The following is an 18,576-nucleotide window of genomic DNA, read 5'->3' as shown; positions in this document are numbered from 1 at the left end:
CCTTTAACTCTTTCTCAATCACGCCTGCTGCGAATGTTAAATCCCGTTAACATCTGACTTTTATATCTCATTGATCTTCATCGACTATTTTAGATTATTACGTGGCTAATCGCGTTTACACATGATAATTAACCATGAACTTGACCTTAAACACAATTAGCTATACGTTGTAAAGCTGATGAAAATAAAACCAATCGGTTTTGTTAACACAACCAATAACGTTTTAGCTAGCTAAAAACAAACTATCGTTTATATAAGAACAAGTTCATAAAAAATAACAAGTACATGAATAGTTAGTCATTTACTGTCTGGATGACAGCGAAGCAAAAGGGAGAATTGCAATGGCTCTATATGATCCTAGTCTTGAAAAAGACAACTGTGGATTTGGTTTAATAGCGCAAATGGAAGGCCAACCGAGTCATAAGTTGGTGCGAACTGCTATTTCAGCCCTCGATCGCATGACACACCGTGGTGGTATCGCCGCGGATGGTAAAACCGGAGATGGCTGTGGCTTATTGCTACAGAAGCCCGACTCTTATCTCAGAATTATTGCTGAAGAGAATAACTTCAAGCTCGGCAAGCAATACGCTGTCGGCATGATTTTTTTCAGCCAAGACCCAATCAAAGCGCAATCAGCACAAGACATCGTCAATAAAGAGCTCGCTCAAGAGACTTTAACCGTAGCTGGCTGGCGTGTCGTGCCAACCAACACCGATGTTTTAGGCCCAATAGCCAAAGATTCGGTTCCCAATATTCAACAAGTGTTTATCTCGGCCCCTGCGGGTTGGCGTGAACGCGATATTGAACGACGCCTTTATATCGCTCGTCGTCGAATTGAAAAGCAGCTCACCGAAGACAAAGATTTCTATATTTGTAGCCTGTCGACTCAAGTCATGGTCTACAAAGGCTTGTGTATGCCCGCCGATCTTCCGCGATTTTACCTCGATCTTGCTGACTTACGTATGGAATCAGCAATATGTCTGTTCCACCAGCGCTTTTCAACCAACACACAACCGCGTTGGCCACTTGCTCAACCATTCCGTTATTTGGCGCACAATGGTGAAATCAATACCATCGAGGGCAACCGTCAATGGGCCAAGGCTCGCGCCTATAAATTCTCTTCACCGCTGCTGCCCGATTTACAAACGGCCGCACCTTTTGTGAATGAGACAGGATCAGACTCCTCAAGCTTAGACAACATGCTCGATCTATTCCTTGCCGGTGGTATGGATGTGTTCCGAGCGATGCGTATGCTTGTGCCGCCCGCTTGGCAAAACCACCCAGACATGGATCCTGAGCTTCGTGCCTTTTACGATTTCAACTCAAAACACATGGAACCGTGGGATGGCCCTGCGGGTATCGTACTGTCTGACGGCCGTTATGCTGCATGTAACCTCGACAGAAACGGATTACGCCCAGCTCGCTATGTGATCACCAAAGACAACCTAATCACCTTGGCATCTGAAGTCGGTATCTGGAATTATGCGCCAGACGAAGTGGCAGAGAAAGGACGTGTTGGCCCGGGTGAACTGCTCGTTATTGATACGCGTCGCGGTAAGCTATGGCAGTCGAACGAGATCGACAATGATCTTAAAGGCCGTCACCCATATAAAGAGTGGATGGATAAGAACGTTCACAAATTAACACCGTTTTCCGCACTAGCAGATGACCAAGTCGGTAAGCGTAATTTTGATGATGACACCCTAAAGACCTATCAAAAACAGTTTGCAATGAGCAACGAAGAGTCAGACCAAGTACTGCGTGTACTCGGTGACATGGGACAAGAAGCGGTCGGTTCTATGGGCGACGATACGCCAATGGCAGTGCTGTCTTCTAAAGAGCGCCTAATCACCGACTATTTCCGTCAGAAGTTTGCTCAAGTCACCAACCCACCAATTGACCCTTTGCGTGAAAAACACGTTATGTCTCTGGCAACCAGTATCGGCCAAGAGATGAATGTGTTCTGTGAAACCGATGGGCATGCTTACCGTGTGACGTTTGATTCGCCCGTTCTGCTTTATTCTGATATGCAGCAACTTCTGCAATTAAATCAAAAGCATTATGGCCATACGATTCTTAGCATGCACTATGACCCAGCAGAAAAAGAGCTAGAACAAGCCATCAACGACTTGTGTGATCGTGCGGTTCAAGATGTACGTGACGGCGCCGTTTTGGTTGTGCTTTCAGACAAAGGTTTAGAGAAAGGTAAGCTACCCGTTCCAGCAGCCATGGCGGTCGGTGCGGTGCAAACTCGACTCGCAGACAACAACCTACGTTGTGATGCCAATATAGTGGTTGAAACAGCAACCGCACGTGACCCGCACCAATTTGCAGTGCTGCTTGGCTTTGGCGCCACCGCAGTTTACCCGTATCTCGCTTATGAAGCTCTGGGCAAAATGTTGGACGATGGTTCATTAGATAAAGACTATCGCACTGCATTGCAAAATTACCAAAACGGCATCAACAAAGGTCTGTATAAGATCATGTCGAAGATGGGTATCTCGACAATTGCTTCGTATCGCTGCTCGCAGTTATTTGAGGCAGTCGGTTTACATACCGATGTGGTTGATTTGTGTTTCCGTGGCGTAACGACTCGTATCCAAGGCGCTAGCTTTAGCGACTTCCAACAAGATATCTATAATCTATCTCGCAAAGCATGGACTAAGCGTAAACCACTGGAACATGGTGGCTTACTCAAATACGTACATGGCGGCGAATACCACGCATACAACCCAGACGTAGTCAGCACCTTACAAACCGCAGTAAAGACAGGTGAAACATCGGATTATCAATCTTTTGCGAAGCAAGTTAATGCTCGTCCTGCTGCTATGCTGCGCGACTTAATGAGCCTCAAAAAAGCCGATCAACCTCTACCTCTAGAACAAGTCGAGCCAAGTAGCGATCTCTTTAAGCGCTTCGACTCTGCGGCAATGTCGATTGGTGCCTTGAGCCCAGAAGCTCATGAAGCATTAGCAATGGCGATGAACCGCTTAGGTGGTTATTCTAACTCTGGTGAAGGCGGTGAAGATCCACGACGCTTTGGGACAGATCGTAACTCGCGTATCAAACAGATAGCATCCGGTCGTTTTGGTGTGACGCCACATTACTTAACCAATGCGGATGTTCTACAAATCAAAGTCGCACAAGGTGCGAAACCAGGAGAAGGCGGTCAACTACCGGGTCATAAAGTCACGGCAGAAATCGCTAAGCTGAGATACTCAGTTCAAGGCGTGACTCTGATCTCTCCTCCTCCACATCACGATATTTATTCTATCGAAGATCTGGCGCAGCTGATTTTCGACCTTAAGCAAGTTAACCCTAAAGCCTTGGTTTCAGTGAAGTTAGTCTCTGAACCGGGTGTAGGCACCATTGCCACAGGTGTAGCGAAAGCTTATGCCGACTTGATTACGATCTCCGGTTACGACGGTGGTACTGCAGCAAGCCCGCTGACTTCAGTGAAATACGCAGGTTGTCCTTGGGAGCTTGGCTTAGCCGAAACTCAACAAGCACTCGTCGCCAACGGGCTTCGTCATAAGATCCGCCTGCAAGTCGATGGTGGTCTGAAAACCGGCCTCGACGTCATTAAAGGCGCGATTCTAGGCGCTGAAAGCTTTGGTTTTGGTACTGCACCAATGGTCGCAATGGGTTGTAAGTTCTTAAGAATTTGTCACCTAAATAACTGTGCGACCGGTGTGGCGACTCAAGATGAAACCCTACGCCGCGAATACTTCAAAGGCCTACCAGACATGGTGGTGAACTACTTTACCGGCCTAGCCGATGAAGTTCGCCAGTACCTTGCAGAACTTGGCGTAGAGAAACTTACTGATCTGATTGGTCGTACTGATTTGCTTGAAGCCGTTCAAGGCCTCACGGCGAAACAGAGCAAGCTCGATCTCTCTTCGATATTGGAAGCTCCGGTATCTCCAGAAGGTCACCCACTGTTTTGGACAGAGCCAAACGCACCGTTTGATAAGGCTCAGCTCAACCAACAGATCCTTGATGACGCAATCGATGCGATTGAGAAACGTCAATCCACCAGCCTTTACTACAACGTGATCAACACCGATCGCTCGATTGGTGCTCGTATCTCTGGTGAAATTGCCAAACGTTACGGTAACCAAGGCATGGCCGGTTCACCAATTAAGTTGTATCTCGATGGCACGGCAGGCCAATCCTTTGCGGTTTGGAACGCTGGCGGCGTAGAGCTGTATCTGACGGGTGATGCCAATGACTATGTCGGCAAAGGCATGGCTGGCGGCAAAGTAGTGATCAAACCTCACCAAGGCACAGCCTTTACTTGTAACGAAGCGACCATCATAGGCAACACTTGTCTGTATGGCGCAACCGGAGGCAAGCTATTTGCCGCAGGTACTGCGGGCGAGCGATTTGGCGTGCGTAACTCAGGTACCGTTGCTGTGATTGAAGGTGCGGGTGACAACGCCTGTGAATACATGACTGGCGGTATTGTTGCTATTCTTGGCGCAACTGGCGTCAACTTCGGCGCCGGTATGACAGGTGGTTTTGCTTATGTGATGGATAAGAACGAAGACTTCCAAGGTCGTGTGAACAACGAATCAGTCGAAGCTCTTTCTCTGTCTGATCTATTTATCCACCAAGAACATCTACGCGGCCTGATTGCAGAGCACTTAGAAGAGACTGGCTCAGTACACGCTGAAGCTATTCTGGCGAACTTTGATGAATGGATTCCGAAGTTCTACCTAGTGAAGCCAAAGACGGCGGATCTTAACACCTTGCTCGGTCACCAAAGCCGTAGCTCTGCTGAACTTCGTGTTCAAGCGCAATAATTGGAAGGAGCCAATAATGAGCCAGAATGTATACCAATTTATTGATGTGAATCGCGTAGACCCAGCGAAGAAGCCAATCAAGATACGTAAAATTGAGTTTGTAGAGATCTACGAACCTTTCACTAAGCAACAAGCCAAAGCGCAAGCTGACCGTTGTTTAGACTGTGGTAACCCTTACTGTGAATGGAAATGTCCAGTTCATAACTACATCCCTCAGTGGCTTAAGCTTGCCAATGAAGGGCGCATTATCGAAGCCGCTGAACTGTCTCACCAAACCAACAGCTTACCTGAGGTGTGTGGACGAGTTTGTCCTCAGGATCGACTGTGCGAAGGATCTTGTACCCTCAATGATGATTTCGGCGCAGTAACCATCGGCAACATTGAAAAATACATCAATGACAAAGCGTTTGAGATGGGCTGGAAACCAGACATGTCTCACGTTGAATGGACCGACAAAAAGGTCGCGATCATCGGCGCAGGCCCAGCAGGTCTTGCAGCAGCTGATATCTTAGTTCGAAACGGTGTGAAGGCCGTGGTATTTGACCGCTACCCTGAGATCGGTGGCCTGCTGACGTTTGGTATCCCATCGTTCAAGCTTGAGAAAGGCATCATGGAAAACCGTCGCCGTATCTTTAGTGGTATGGGGGTCGAATTTAAAATGAATACCGAAGTCGGCAAAGACGTTCAACTACAACAACTTGTCGATGATTATGATGCCGTTTTCTTAGGTGTCGGCACCTATAAAAATATGCGTGCTGGATTAGACAACGAAGAAGCTCCGGGCGTTTATGATGCCCTACCATTTCTTGTTTCCAATACCTACAAGGTCATGGAACTGGATAACCCAACGCCATTCATCGACATGAAAGGCAAGAAAGTAGTCGTGCTTGGTGGTGGTGATACTGCAATGGACTGTGTCCGAACGTCGATTCGTCAACACGCTGCTAATGTTGTTTGTGCTTATCGCCGAGATGAAGCGAACATGCCGGGCTCTCGCCGAGAGGTGAAAAATGCGAAAGAGGAAGGCGTGAAGTTCATGTTCAACCTTCAACCATTAGCACTGGAAACCGATTCATCCGGTCATGTGACTGGCGTTAAAGTGATGAAAACAGCCTTGGGTGAACCAGATGAGGCAGGCCGCCGTCGTCCTGAACCGGTTGAAGGCAGTGAGCATGTTCTTGAGGCTGATGCCGTGATCATGGCATTTGGTTTCCAACCTCATGCAATGGAATGGCTAGAACCATTTGGTGTAGAGCTCGACCAATGGGGTCGCATCAAGGCTCCCGGCAAACAAGAGTTTCAATACCAAACCACCAACAGCAAGATATTCGCTGGTGGCGATGCCGTTCGAGGCTCTGACTTAGTGGTAACCGCTATCGATGAAGGCCGTAAAGCCGCAGAAGGGATCTTGGACTACCTAGAAGTGTGATTGATATAGGGTTTTCTTTATTACTCAATTCGTTACTATAAAAAAGGATCCAATGATGGATCCTTTTTTGAATTAGATTCGTTTATCACAAGCATCACGAAAATACGTAAAACAATTACAAATAAGCCAATACCGATAACTACAATAAGAATTAAAAACAAGCCATAGGAAACACTATGAAAAAAGCCGCTCTCCTTTCTCTATCTCTTTTAACTCTAACCGCTTGTAGCCAAGGAATCACGGACATGAAAGACAGAACTTCATCACCTTGTGGAGACAAACCAAACTGCGTATCAACTCAAGATGACCGTGAGCAGCATGCATTGGCCGCGTTTGAGTTATCAGATTCAGCAAACCTAGATGCGATTGAGCAGGTTGCACTAACCTTACCGGGTTCGAAAACCGCGAGTAAAACAGAAGATTACCTGCGTGTTGAATGTACCTCTCGCATCATGCGCTTTGTCGATGACTTAGAACTTAAGATCACTGATGGCAAACTGATCGTGCGTTCAGAGTCTCGTACTGGTCACTCTGATTTTGGCGTAAACCGAAAGCGTGCTGAACAACTTCGCGCTAGCTTAAAAAGCGAAGGCCTGATCAAATAGATAAAAGAATACGCAGATAAATCGCTGCTATTCGGATGAGAAGTGCTTCTGGGCAGTCGCTCGACACTTCTCTTCCATGCTACAATTTCGCTCTACTGTTTAAATAATTTTTATTAAGAGACTACACATGAAAATCGGCATCATTGGCGCAATGGAGCAAGAAGTTGCGATCCTAAAAGCAGCAATTTCAGACATTACTGAAGTTAATAAAGGCGGTTGTACCTTTTTCTCTGGTCAGCTAAATGGTGTTGACGTTGTTTTGCTTCAATCAGGCATTGGTAAAGTAGCAGCGGCTGTTGGTACTTCAATCCTGCTAAGCGAATACCAACCAGATGTAGTATTAAATACTGGCTCTGCTGGCGGTTTTGATTCAACGCTAAACCTTGGCGATGTGGTTATCTCTACTGAAGTTCGTCACCACGATGCAGACGTAACAGCTTTCGGTTACGAAATTGGTCAAATGGCAGGTCAACCAGCAGCGTTCAAAGCTGACGACAAACTGATGGCTGTTGCTGAACAAGCTCTAGCACAAATGGAAGATAAGCACGCCGTTCGCGGCCTTATCTGTACTGGCGACGCATTTGTTTGCACAGCAGAACGCCAAGCGTTCATCCGCAAGCACTTCCCATCAGTAGTTGCTGTAGAGATGGAAGCATCGGCTATCGCTCAAGCTTGTCACCAATTCCAAGTACCATTCGTGGTTGTTCGTGCAATCTCTGACGTTGCAGACAAAGAATCACCAATGAGCTTCGAAGAGTTCCTGCCACTAGCAGCACAAAGCTCTTCTGAGATGGTTATCAAGATGGTTGCCCTACTAAAGTAAGCGACTAGACATGCAAACACTGTTTGATCAGGTATTTGCAAATGGCGTGCTCCTTGTAATGTGGGGAGCACTGCTTTTTCATTTAATTTTACCTATCCCCCATGCCGCACATCCCACGACCTTATGGCATAAGTTTGCTGAACTTTTAGCAACCAAGGTTAATAACAATCAAAATTATTCCCAAAGCTTAATCTCAGGCACTTTAGCTTGGGGGTTAATGGTCTTGCCGACTCTGGTTATTCTATTGGCACTGCAGCCACTGGTTTGGCAATCACAACTGTTTGAATTAGCGCTGTTGTTACTCGCTATTGATTGGCGTAACAATGAAAAGTTGGCAAATCAGTTGATCAAAGCACTTGGCCGAGAAGATAAAGCCGCGGCTCGCCAGTTATTGGCTCCGATTGTTAACCGTCAAACTGAATCACTGTCATCACTTGGACTTGGCAAAGCCGCGGCTGAAACTATCATCATGGGTTACGCTCGTAATGTGGTTTGTGTTTTATTCTGGTACGCCATTGGTGGTGGAATCGCCGCGTTAATGTATCGCCTGATTGTTGAGTTAGCGCGTGCATGGTCACCAAGTCGAAAGCGATTTTCTCCATTTGGATCAACGGCAATCAAGATTGTCGCTATCCTAGAATTCATACCAATGCGCTTGTTTGCCTTGATGATTGTATGTGGCGATAAAGCGTCTCACACATTCAAGATGATGCTCGTTCAGAGTCGCTCTTGGCCATTGCCCGGCCCTGCATGGTTGATTACAGCTGTCGGCAACAAGCTTGAGCTGTCACTGGGCGGTCCTGCGATTTACGACAACACCAAAGCTATTCGAGCAAAATTAGGCGGCAGAGTCGCCCCTTCAGCGCTGCACTTGTCTCAAGTTCAAAAACTGCTGTTTGGTCGCATCGCTATCTGGATATTTTTACAAAGCCTAATCTTACTATTTGTTCACCAAGGGATTTAGAGTGAAACCATCAGCACTTGTTACAAGCCTTACTATTTTGTTTTCCAGCTTATGGCTGCCTTTGTCATTTGCAGAAGAAACACTACTGACTTCAGAAAAAGTTCAACCAGCTCAACGTGTGGTTAGCCTTGCTCCTCATGCCACTGAACTCGCATACAGCGCTGGTTTAGGTGATAAGCTTGTTGCGGTGAGTGAGCGAAGTGATTATCCACTACAAGCTGACAAACTAGAGAAAGTGGCGAATTACCAAGGCATCAAGGTTGAGAAGATCATCGCCCTGCAACCTGATCTCATTCTCGCATGGCCAGCTGGAAACCCGCCCAGAGAACTCGCGAAACTGGAGCAATTTGGTTTTAATATTTATTACTCAAAAACCAAGAGCCTAGATAACATCGCGACCAATATTGAGCAACTTAGCCAATTCGCAAGCGATCCAAGTATTGGCGAAAATAACGCTCAACAATACAGAGAGCAGCTCAACGCGTTGAGACTAAAATACAAAGATGCCGAGCCAGTAAACTACTTCTACCAACTCAGTGAGAAGCCGATCATCACTGTTGCTCAAGGGCACTGGCCAAGTGAGGTGTTTGAGTTTTGTGGTGGCCACAATATTTTCGAAGACAGTGCTTCCCCTTACCCGCAAGTTGGCATTGAACAAGTTGTGTTAAGGAAGCCGCAAGTGATCTTCACTTCTCAGCACGCGATTGAGAATGGAACCATGTGGCAAACTTGGGAAGATGAGATCCCGGCAGTTGCTCAAAATCAGATTTGGTCACTTAATTCTGACTGGATTAATCGCCCGACAACAAGAACTTTGAAAGCAATCCAACAAGTGTGCGATTTCTTCGATAGAGCTAGGCAAAATCACTAACTATTTGCAGCGTTTTTTCGTACAATTCGCCACCGACCTGTCCCTACAATTTTAACTATAAGAGCACCAGTATCATGGACTCCATGCTGCTTTATATTATCGATTTATTTGGCACCGCCATCTTTGCCGTCTCAGGCGTATTTGTCGCTGGCCGTCTTAAGATGGATCCCTTTGGTGTCGCCGTTCTAGGCAGTGTAACCGCGATTGGCGGCGGTACTATTCGTGACATGGCATTGGGCGCGACACCTGTGTTTTGGATCACTGATACCACATACCTTTGGGTTATCATCACCACCTGTTTGCTGACCATGATTATAGTAAGACGTCCAAAGCGTCTGGCTTGGTGGATATTGCCGGTATGTGATGCGATCGGCTTAGCGGTGTTTGTTGGTATTGGTGTAGAAAAAGCACTGATTTATCAAGACTCGGCATTAGTGGCCATTATCATGGGTGTGATCACCGGCTGTGGTGGCGGCATTATCCGTGACGTACTTGCTCGTGAAGTCCCAATGATCCTAAGAAGTGAAGTCTACGCAACTGCTTGTATCATTGGCGGCGCTTTCCATACCATGGCGCTCAACATGGGACACGACTCAGAAACCGCCTTTTTGGCCGGCGTATTCTCAACACTATTGATTAGGCTTGGCGCCATTCGCTGGCACTTATCACTGCCGACTTTCGCTATCAAATAGATAGGACGATGACTAAAAGGCTCCGCAAAGGAGTCTTTTTTAATCCAGCTCGCTCTGCAATCCATTCTAATGCTCTCGTGACACTTTGCGTTCACAATTAAAAATACCTAACTGAGTTCAAACCTTTAATTTCAAATCTAGAGAATGAATGACGTTTAAGGTAACTTGGTTCAATCATTCCCAACTTTCATGAATATCACTCAATGTTACTAGAAGGAATCGAAACTCTATTGGTTTTAAGTAAAGCTAAAACCATGAGCCGAACCGGCAGTTTGCTTTATATCAGCCAATCAGCGGTCAGCAAACGGATTGCAAATTTAGAGAAGAAGTTAGGTAAGAAACTCATAGAACCGAGTGGCCGACAGATAAAACTGACGCCGGATGCAATCGCGCTCATCGAAAGTATTGGCCCAGCATTCAATGAACTTAGAGGGCTTATCTACGAGCAACAAGAGTTGGAAGACACCACCCTTATTACCTTAGATAGCTCTAAATCTTTGATCGCAGGTTATCTAGGTGAAATGATGGGGAAATTTATCCAGCAAGATAAATACATCACCATCACCACTAATCATACACCAAGAATTATCGAGCGAGTGCAATCTGGTAAGGCGACCTTGGGGTTGTGTGCTGGTCTACTGCCGCCGCATCATGGATTGATGACATTCCACCTGTTTGATGAGCCGTTTTACATAGTAAGTAAGTCGCCGTTAACGGAGCTTCCTCCAATGGTCATCACTAACGATATGACCAATCCAGCAAACTCGTATCAGTTATCTGTGCTTGAAAAGTTCGGCATCAAACCCTTGATGGAGATGGATGCCTACACCGCAGCAGCCCAGCTAGCGTTGGGAGGAACGGGGCCAGCTTTGATCCCGCTCTCTATCGTAAAGACACTCAATATTGAGCCTCAATACCTATTTAGCTTCGCTGAATTAGAGGGGTTAATTCGACCTATTCATATCTGTGTAAGGCCGAACAGCTATCAATCTCCGCGAGTTAAAATACTGATAGAATCCATTGTTGATGCTGTTCCCAAAGCAGTTTAGACGCCATTAACATCGACATCACGATCACAAGGGGGCGAATCCATTTCTGCCCTTTTGTCACCACTACTTTAGCGCCAAGCTGAGCGCCCATAAAGCCACCAACCGCCATCACTAAGCCTAATTCCCAAATGGGTAAACCAGCCAAAATAAAGAAGATTAAAGCTGCGATATTCGAAGTGAAATTAAGAACCTTAGTACGTGCCGTTGCATCCACTAAAGAGAAATGGCCGATAGCGACAAAACAGACGGTGAAAATAGAACCCGTTCCTGGGCCAAAGAAGCCATCGTAGAAACCAACACCGCCACCAATGCACAAAGCAAACACGGCTTCAGACATCTTTTGCTTACCTTCAGACGCTCTAGTTTGGGGTGCTAACAGGAAATAGAGAGAGATAGCGATAAGCAGCAGCGGTATCACGCTAGTCAGTAAACTCGCATCAATGTGCTGGACTAACTCGGCACCAATTGCAGAACCAATAAAAGTACAAAAGATCGCGAGGCGCATCTCTTTAATACTAACGATGCCGTTGCGCACGAAATACCAACTGGCAGAAAAACTACCAAATGAGCTTTGAAGTTTATTGGTTGCCAGTGCTTGCGTTGGTGGCACTCCGGCCGCTAGCAATGCAGGTAGAGTCAACAATCCACCGCCGCCAGCCATTGCATCGATAAAGCCTGCCGCCGTTGCAACAACAAACAAGATAGCCAATATTTCTAGAGTGATTTCCATATACCCAACGCCTTAAATTCTCGTGTAGCGACAACTTACCACCGCGAGTAAACAATCAACAACGAAACACAAGATTGTAACCTATTCCAAATTTTCTTCATTTAGCCATCACCAGATTTTCACCATCTAACCGACACCAGATGACAGACATAAAAAAGCCCACTCCGAAGAGTGGGCTTTGAGCATTTATATCCGCTTAACAGCGATACACGTGAGCCTATTAAGCTAGAGAAGCTTTAACTTGTGCGTGTAGCTCTTGAACTGAAGTTACTGACGTTTTCGCGTCTGCAGTGTGCGCCATACAAGTCGCGAATGCAGCGTTTAGCGTAGTCGTGTAGTTCACTTTCTCAGCCAACGCGCCACGACGAAGAACTTTAGAATCTTCAATCGCTTGACGGCCAGCTGCAGTGTTCACGATGTACGTGTACTCGTTGTTCTTGATACGGTCAAGAATGTGAGGACGACCTTCGTGTACCTTGTTTACTAGACGTGGGTTGATACCCGCTTCGCCAAGGATAACAGCTGTACCGTGAGTTGCGTCTAGCTGGTAACCAAGCTTAGATAGCTTAGATGCTAGGTCAACAACACGCTCTTTGTCGCCTTCGCGAACAGAAAGCAATGCACGACCGCCTTCAGGGTAGATGTGACCACAACCCAATTCAGCTTTAGAGTATGCTTCAGCAAACGTTGCACCAACACCCATAACTTCACCAGTAGAGCGCATTTCTGGGCCTAATAGTGGGTCAACACCAGGGAATTTGTTGAACGGAAGAACAACTTCTTTCACTGAGTAGTATGGTGGGATGATTTCTTTCGTAAAGCCTTGAGACTCTAACGATTGACCAGCCATCACACGAGCTGCAATCTTAGCGACTGCTGCGCCTGTTGCTTTCGATACGAACGGCACTGTACGTGCTGCACGAGGGTTAACCTCGATTAGGTACACTTGGTTGTTCTTAACAGCAAACTGCGTATTCATCAGACCACGAACACCCAACTCGAACGCTAGCTTTTCAACTTGCTCACGCATTACGTCTTGGATTTCTTGGCTTAACGTGTAAGCCGGAAGAGAACATGCTGAGTCACCTGAGTGAACACCCGCTTGCTCGATATGCTCCATGATACCCGCAATAACAACGCGCTCACCGTCACAAATCGCATCAACGTCCACTTCAACAGCATCATCTAGGAAGCTATCAAGTAGTACTGGAGATTCGTTTGAAACGCTAACTGCTTCGTTGAAGTAGCGGCGTAAGTCTTGCTCATCGTATACGATTTCCATCGCTCGACCACCAAGAACATAAGAAGGACGAACAACCAATGGGAAGCCGATTTCGCGAGATTTCTCTACCGCTTGCTCCATTGTTGTTACTGTCGCGTTTTCTGGTTGTAGAAGACCAAGACGGTCAACAGCAACTTGGAAACGCTCACGGTCTTCTGCACGGTCGATTGCGTCTGGGCTAGTACCAATGATTGGTACGCCAGCAGCTTCAAGCTCACGAGCCAGTTTCAGTGGTGTTTGACCACCGTACTGAACGATAACGCCTTTTGGCTTCTCAACACGAACGATTGCTAGTACGTCTTCCAGAGTTACTGGTTCAAAGTACAGACGGTCAGACGTATCGTAGTCAGTCGAAACTGTCTCAGGGTTACAGTTAACCATGATTGTTTCGTAGCCATCTTCACGTAGTGCTAGAGATGCGTGCACACAACAGTAATCGAATTCAATACCTTGGCCGATACGGTTTGGACCGCCGCCTAAGATCATGATTTTCTCTTTGTCTGTTGGGTTCGATTCACATTCATCATCGTAAGATGAGTACATGTAAGCCGTATCAGAAGAGAACTCAGCCGCACACGTATCTACACGCTTGTAGACTGGGTGAATATCGTATTGGTCACGTAGACGACGAATTTCACTTTCAGCCACACCTAGAATCTTAGACAGGCGAGCATCAGCAAAACCTTTACGCTTAAGCTTCATTAGCTCGTCTTTATTCAGACCAGCAAAGCCTTTCGCTTTAAGTTCTTGCTCTAGTTTTACGATGTCTTCGATTTGAACTAGGAACCAACGGTCAATTTGCGTTAGGTTGAATACACCATCAACTGACATACCAGCACGGAAAGCATCTGCGATGTACCAAATACGGTCAGAACCAGCTTCTTTAAGCTCATGGCGAATCGTCGTTAGTGCGTCAGGTGCATCTAGGTCGACCATTTCGTCAAAACCAGTTGCGCCAACTTCTAGACCGCGAAGTGCTTTCTGGAGAGATTCTTGTTGGTTACGGCCGATAGCCATAACTTCACCAACCGACTTCATTTGAGTCGTTAGACGGTCGTTAGCACCTGCAAACTTCTCGAAGTTAAAACGAGGAATCTTAGTTACTACGTAATCGATTGTTGGTTCGAATGATGCTGGCGTTGCGCCACCAGTGATGTCATTCATTAGCTCGTCTAGCGTAAAGCCAACAGCCAGTTTCGCTGCAATCTTAGCGATTGGGAAACCTGTTGCTTTAGAAGCAAGTGCAGAAGAACGAGATACACGTGGGTTCATCTCGATGATAACCATACGGCCATCTTTCGGGTTAATACCAAACTGTACGTTTGAGCCACCCGTTTCAACACCAATCTCACGCAGTACCGCTAGAGAAGCGTTACGCATTAGTTGGTATTCTTTGTCTGTTAGCGTTTGAGCAGGAGCCACGGTGATCGAGTCACCAGTGTGAATACCCATTGGGTCAAAGTTTTCAATCGCACATACGATGATGCAGTTGTCGTTCTTGTCGCGAACCACTTCCATCTCATACTCTTTCCAACCGATAAGTGACTCATCGATTAGAAGTTCGTTGGTTGGAGAAAGATCCAGACCACGACGACAAATTTCTTCAAATTCTTCTTTGTTATAAGCGATACCACCGCCTGTACCACCCATCGTAAACGATGGACGAATGATACAAGGGAAACCAACCATTTCTTGAACTTTGTAAGCTTCTTCCATCGTTTTCGCTGTATCAGCCGTTGGACACTCAAGACCAATAGCTTTCATTGCTTTATCAAAACGAGAGCGGTCTTCAGCTTTATCAATAGCGTCAGCAGTTGCGCCAATCATCTCTACGCCGAACTCTTCAAGTACGCCGTATTTTTCTAAATCTAACGCACAGTTAAGTGCAGTTTGGCCGCCCATTGTCGGTAGAACTGCATCAGGCTTCTCTTTAGCGATGATGTTACGAACCACTTCCCATTGGATAGGTTCGATGTAAGTCGCATCAGCCATGTCGGGGTCAGTCATGATTGTCGCTGGGTTCGAGTTTACAAGAATAACTCGGTAACCTTCTTCGCGAAGTGCTTTACAAGCTTGAGCACCAGAGTAATCAAACTCACATGCTTGACCGATAACAATCGGACCAGCACCTAGAATTAGAACACTTTTAATGTCAGTACGTTTTGGCATTATCTACTACTCCGGATTACGCTGTGTGCTGTTTAATTAATTCAATGAAGTGGTCGAATAGCGGCGCCGCATCTTCTGGACCTGGACTTGCTTCTGGGTGACCTTGGAAGCTAAATGCTGGTTTGTCTGTACGGTGGATACCTTGTAGAGAACCATCAAATAGAGACTTATGAGTCGCTCGTAATGTCTCTGGAAGCGTATCTTCGTCAGCAGCAAAGCCGTGGTTTTGTGAAGTAATCATCACAACATCACGATCTAAATCTTTAACCGGGTGGTTTGCACCGTGGTGACCAAACTTCATCTTCACTGTCTTAGCGCCTGACGCAAGAGCAAGAATCTGGTGACCTAGACAGATACCAAAGATTGGTAAGCCTTTTTCTAGGAACACTTTTGTCGCTTCAATTGCGTAAGTACATGGTTCTGGATCACCAGGGCCATTTGAAAGGAAAACACCGTCTGGGTTCAGTGCTAGTACTTCTTCAGCAGAAGTCTCAGCAGGAACAACCGTTAGGCGGCAGCCGCGGTCAACAAGCATTCGTAGGATGTTACGTTTTGCTCCGAAGTCATAAGCAACAACGTGGTATGGCAATTCAGAGTCTGCTTTCGCTTCAGGAAGTCCACCCGTAAGCGTCCACGAACCTTGTTTCCATTGATACGCTTCTTTTGTTGTAACTTCTTTCGCAAGGTCCATACCTTTCAGGCCAGGGAATTCTTTTGCTTTAGCTAGAGCCAAAGCTTCGTCTAAATTTCCATCATTTACTGAAGAGCCAGCTACGATACAACCGTTCTGTGCGCCTTTTTCACGAAGAATACGCGTCAGCTTACGAGTATCGATATCAGCGATACCAACAACGTTTTGCGACTTAAGGTAATCAGAAAGGGATTGTTCATTACGGAAGTTAGAAGCGATTAGAGGGAGATCGCGAATCACAAGGCCTTGAGCGTGGATTGAAGAAGATTCTTCATCTTCGGAATTGGTTCCGGTATTGCCAATGTGAGGGTAAGTAAGGGTAACGATTTGTTGAGAATAGGAAGGATCAGTGAGGATTTCTTGGTACCCCGTCATCGAGGTATTAAAAACGACTTCACCAACTGCAGAACCTACAGCGCCAATGGCTTCACCGTGAAATACTGTCCCATCTTCTAGGACGAGTAGTGCTGACTTCTTCAAGACAACCTCCAGAAATAAAAATGCATTAAAATTGATTTAATTTGCAAATCTACCTTCCTGCAACACCAAAAACTGCGTGTTTATGGAAATTAGACAAATTGGCGGTATTTTAGTGATCTGCGTGATACGTGTCAACATTTAACGCAAAAGAAATTAAACATTTGTAAGAACTAATTCAATTTTCCCCATCAAAGCTTCAAAAGTTCAACTTTCATACTCTATTAATAGGAATATTACGATTTTCTAATTTTCTCCCGTCATTTTCACCCACCGTTAGGTGGCAAAAATATCACCAACAAAACGCAATCGATAAATACAATGAGTAAGCACATAGATTTAAAGCTTTAAATCAAAAATAACAACCAAACAGCGATAAACAACAACTAAATGCAGTTCTAATCAGAAAAATCGGAGAATAAGAAGAAAGTGACCAAGAGGAGTTTAAGTAGAAAAAAGGGGCAAATAAAGAAAGCGCCGGCAATTGCCAGCGCATAAATATCTATTTACAGGTCATTCAAACCAAGGACGTCTGTCATGGTATAAAAGCCTGCTGGTTTATCATTTAACCAAACTGCGGCCTTGATTGCGCCATTGGCAAAGGTCATTCTATCCGTTGCTTTATGGGTAATTTCTACTCGCTCACCGATATCAGCAAACATAGCGGTATGCTCACCAATAATGTCACCGGCACGAATTGTCGCAAAACCGATCTCATCTTTGGTACGCTCGCCCGTAATGCCTTCGCGTGACCAGACTGCGACATCGTTTAGCTCATTGCCCATCGCACCAGCGATCGCTTCGCCCATACCAATTGCAGTACCAGAAGGCGCATCGACTTTATGACGGTGATGAGCCTCAACGATCTCGACATCACAGTAATCGCCCATCACTTTAGCGGCCTTCTCTAACAGCTTAAAAACCAAGTTCACACCAACGCTATAGTTCGGTGCCATTACGATAGCCATCTCTTTTGAAGCCGCATCGATAACCTGCTTTTCTTCTTCAGAGAAACCCGTAGTGCCGATGATCAGTTTTTTACCGTGACGTTTACAAAGTTCAATATTCGCTAATGTGCTTACAGGTGCGGTAAAGTCGACGATCACGTCAAACTCTTCAATCGCTTTCGAAAGGTCATCAACTAGAGCCACATCAAAACGACCTTCACCGCATAACTCGCCGACGTCAACACCGACCAAAGATGATTCTGGACGTTCTGAACCAGCACCAACGCTTGCTTCTGAATTATGGTGAGCGGCTTTCACCAAGTTACGACCCATACGGCCAGCTGCTCCTGCAATTGCAATTCTTACCACTGCGAATATCTCCATTGTTTTGGTTACCGTTGCCACTTATCTCTTGCAGCAACGTTCAATCGATTAATCTCTTTAAACTAACAACAATCTCAAACTCAGGCTAGCAATTACGAAAACTCTTTTATTACTCGCTCTAAAATTGGCACGTTTGCTTCGGGGAAGGCGTATTGACTCAATGATTCAAGATCGACCCATTCACCTTGTTGACCTTCTTTACCATAAGGCTGTTGCTCGAATTCGGTCACAAGGATGAAATCAAACTTAAGTGACTTATCCGTATAGTCAAACTCAAGGTGTTCAAACAAAGTCTGTTCTGTCACCTTAATACCAATCTCTTCATCAAGCTCACGAGTCATTGCTTGTTCGATGGTTTCGCCCGCTTCAACCTTGCCACCTGGAAATTCCCAAAAACCGCCTTTGTGTTTATCGTCTGGGCGCTTAGTGATAAATACCTGTGACTTATCTTGATTGAAGATGATGCCCGCTACAATGTGGATTCTTTTCATATGATGGTGTTCCTTCTATGTCCCTAGCGTCATTCCCTACAATGAGGAACGAATTAGATAGGGAATCTGCTCTTTTGTTAGTTCGAAAGATCCCCCGATTCGCTCGTCCCTCACTCTCGAGGATGACGCTATCGAAACCTTATTATTTTCACATACAAAAAGAGCCG

The 18,576-nt window shown here is 45.9% G+C and carries 13 protein-coding genes; 8 read left to right on the top strand and 5 right to left on the bottom strand.

All coding sequences use genetic code 11. From position 1 onward, the window contains the following. The first annotated feature begins 341 nt into the window (after positions 1 to 341). From gltB to AB4589_RS02980, 8 genes are all read left to right on the top strand, one after another. Positions 342 to 4,805 carry a glutamate synthase large subunit gene (gene gltB / locus AB4589_RS03015; RefSeq protein WP_372099291.1) on the top strand — a complete coding sequence of 1,488 codons (4,464 nt, stop codon included), beginning with the start codon at positions 342 to 344 and terminating at the stop codon, positions 4,803 to 4,805. Between the two features lie 16 nt (positions 4,806 to 4,821). Continuing rightward, positions 4,822 to 6,234: an FAD-dependent oxidoreductase gene (locus AB4589_RS03010; RefSeq protein WP_029225425.1), complete on the top strand. Its 1,413-nt coding sequence runs from the start codon at positions 4,822 to 4,824 to the stop codon at positions 6,232 to 6,234. A 176-nt stretch (positions 6,235 to 6,410) separates the two neighbouring features. Then, the gene (locus AB4589_RS03005) at positions 6,411 to 6,839 is read left to right on the top strand and encodes a DUF1499 domain-containing protein (protein WP_017070085.1); all 429 of its coding nucleotides are present in this window, start codon (positions 6,411 to 6,413) and stop codon (positions 6,837 to 6,839) included. Between the two features lie 127 nt (positions 6,840 to 6,966). Then, positions 6,967 to 7,662, top strand: a complete 696-nt coding sequence (gene mtnN, locus AB4589_RS03000; RefSeq protein ID WP_017100512.1) for a 5'-methylthioadenosine/S-adenosylhomocysteine nucleosidase — start codon at positions 6,967 to 6,969, stop codon at positions 7,660 to 7,662. Positions 7,663 to 7,672: 10 nt separating this feature from the next. Further along, a complete protein-coding gene (locus AB4589_RS02995) occupies positions 7,673 to 8,626 on the top strand; it encodes a cobalamin biosynthesis family protein (RefSeq protein ID WP_017098318.1) in 954 nt (317 codons plus the stop codon). A gap of 1 nt (position 8,627) precedes the next feature. Then, positions 8,628 to 9,497 carry a vitamin B12 ABC transporter substrate-binding protein BtuF gene (gene btuF / locus AB4589_RS02990; RefSeq protein WP_012603224.1) on the top strand — a complete coding sequence of 290 codons (870 nt, stop codon included), beginning with the start codon at positions 8,628 to 8,630 and terminating at the stop codon, positions 9,495 to 9,497. Between the two features lie 74 nt (positions 9,498 to 9,571). Then, complete coding sequence (locus AB4589_RS02985; RefSeq protein WP_372099288.1) at positions 9,572 to 10,189, top strand: TRIC cation channel family protein; 618 nt, start codon at positions 9,572 to 9,574, stop codon at positions 10,187 to 10,189. A gap of 203 nt (positions 10,190 to 10,392) precedes the next feature. Further along, positions 10,393 to 11,238: a LysR family transcriptional regulator gene (locus AB4589_RS02980; RefSeq protein WP_099167422.1), complete on the top strand. Its 846-nt coding sequence runs from the start codon at positions 10,393 to 10,395 to the stop codon at positions 11,236 to 11,238. Here AB4589_RS02980 and AB4589_RS02975 read toward each other — a convergent pair. The 5 genes from AB4589_RS02975 to mutT form a co-directional block, all read right to left on the bottom strand. Next, positions 11,189 to 11,968 carry a TSUP family transporter gene (locus AB4589_RS02975; RefSeq protein ID WP_372099285.1) on the bottom strand — a complete coding sequence of 260 codons (780 nt, stop codon included), beginning with the start codon at positions 11,966 to 11,968 and terminating at the stop codon, positions 11,189 to 11,191. The genes AB4589_RS02980 and AB4589_RS02975 overlap by 50 nt on opposite strands. A 220-nt stretch (positions 11,969 to 12,188) precedes the next feature. After that, positions 12,189 to 15,419, bottom strand: a complete 3,231-nt coding sequence (gene carB / locus AB4589_RS02970) for a carbamoyl-phosphate synthase large subunit (RefSeq protein ID WP_009848393.1) — start codon at positions 15,417 to 15,419, stop codon at positions 12,189 to 12,191. A 16-nt stretch (positions 15,420 to 15,435) separates the two neighbouring features. Next, complete coding sequence (gene carA, locus AB4589_RS02965; protein WP_017101343.1) at positions 15,436 to 16,590, bottom strand: glutamine-hydrolyzing carbamoyl-phosphate synthase small subunit; 1,155 nt, start codon at positions 16,588 to 16,590, stop codon at positions 15,436 to 15,438. Between the two features lie 503 nt (positions 16,591 to 17,093). After that, positions 17,094 to 17,918: a 4-hydroxy-tetrahydrodipicolinate reductase gene (gene dapB / locus AB4589_RS02960; protein ID WP_020628676.1), complete on the bottom strand. Its 825-nt coding sequence runs from the start codon at positions 17,916 to 17,918 to the stop codon at positions 17,094 to 17,096. A gap of 92 nt (positions 17,919 to 18,010) precedes the next feature. Next, a complete protein-coding gene (gene mutT, locus AB4589_RS02955) occupies positions 18,011 to 18,409 on the bottom strand; it encodes an 8-oxo-dGTP diphosphatase MutT (RefSeq protein ID WP_009848390.1) in 399 nt (132 codons plus the stop codon). Between the last annotated feature and the right edge of the window lie 167 nt (positions 18,410 to 18,576).

Origin of the sequence: Vibrio sp. 10N.222.49.A3, from assembly GCF_041475145.1 — a bacterium.
GTDB lineage: Bacteria > Pseudomonadota > Gammaproteobacteria > Enterobacterales > Vibrionaceae > Vibrio > Vibrio tasmaniensis_A.
Note: the sequence above shows the minus strand (reverse complement) of the source record. Positions and strands in the feature narration are given on the sequence as shown.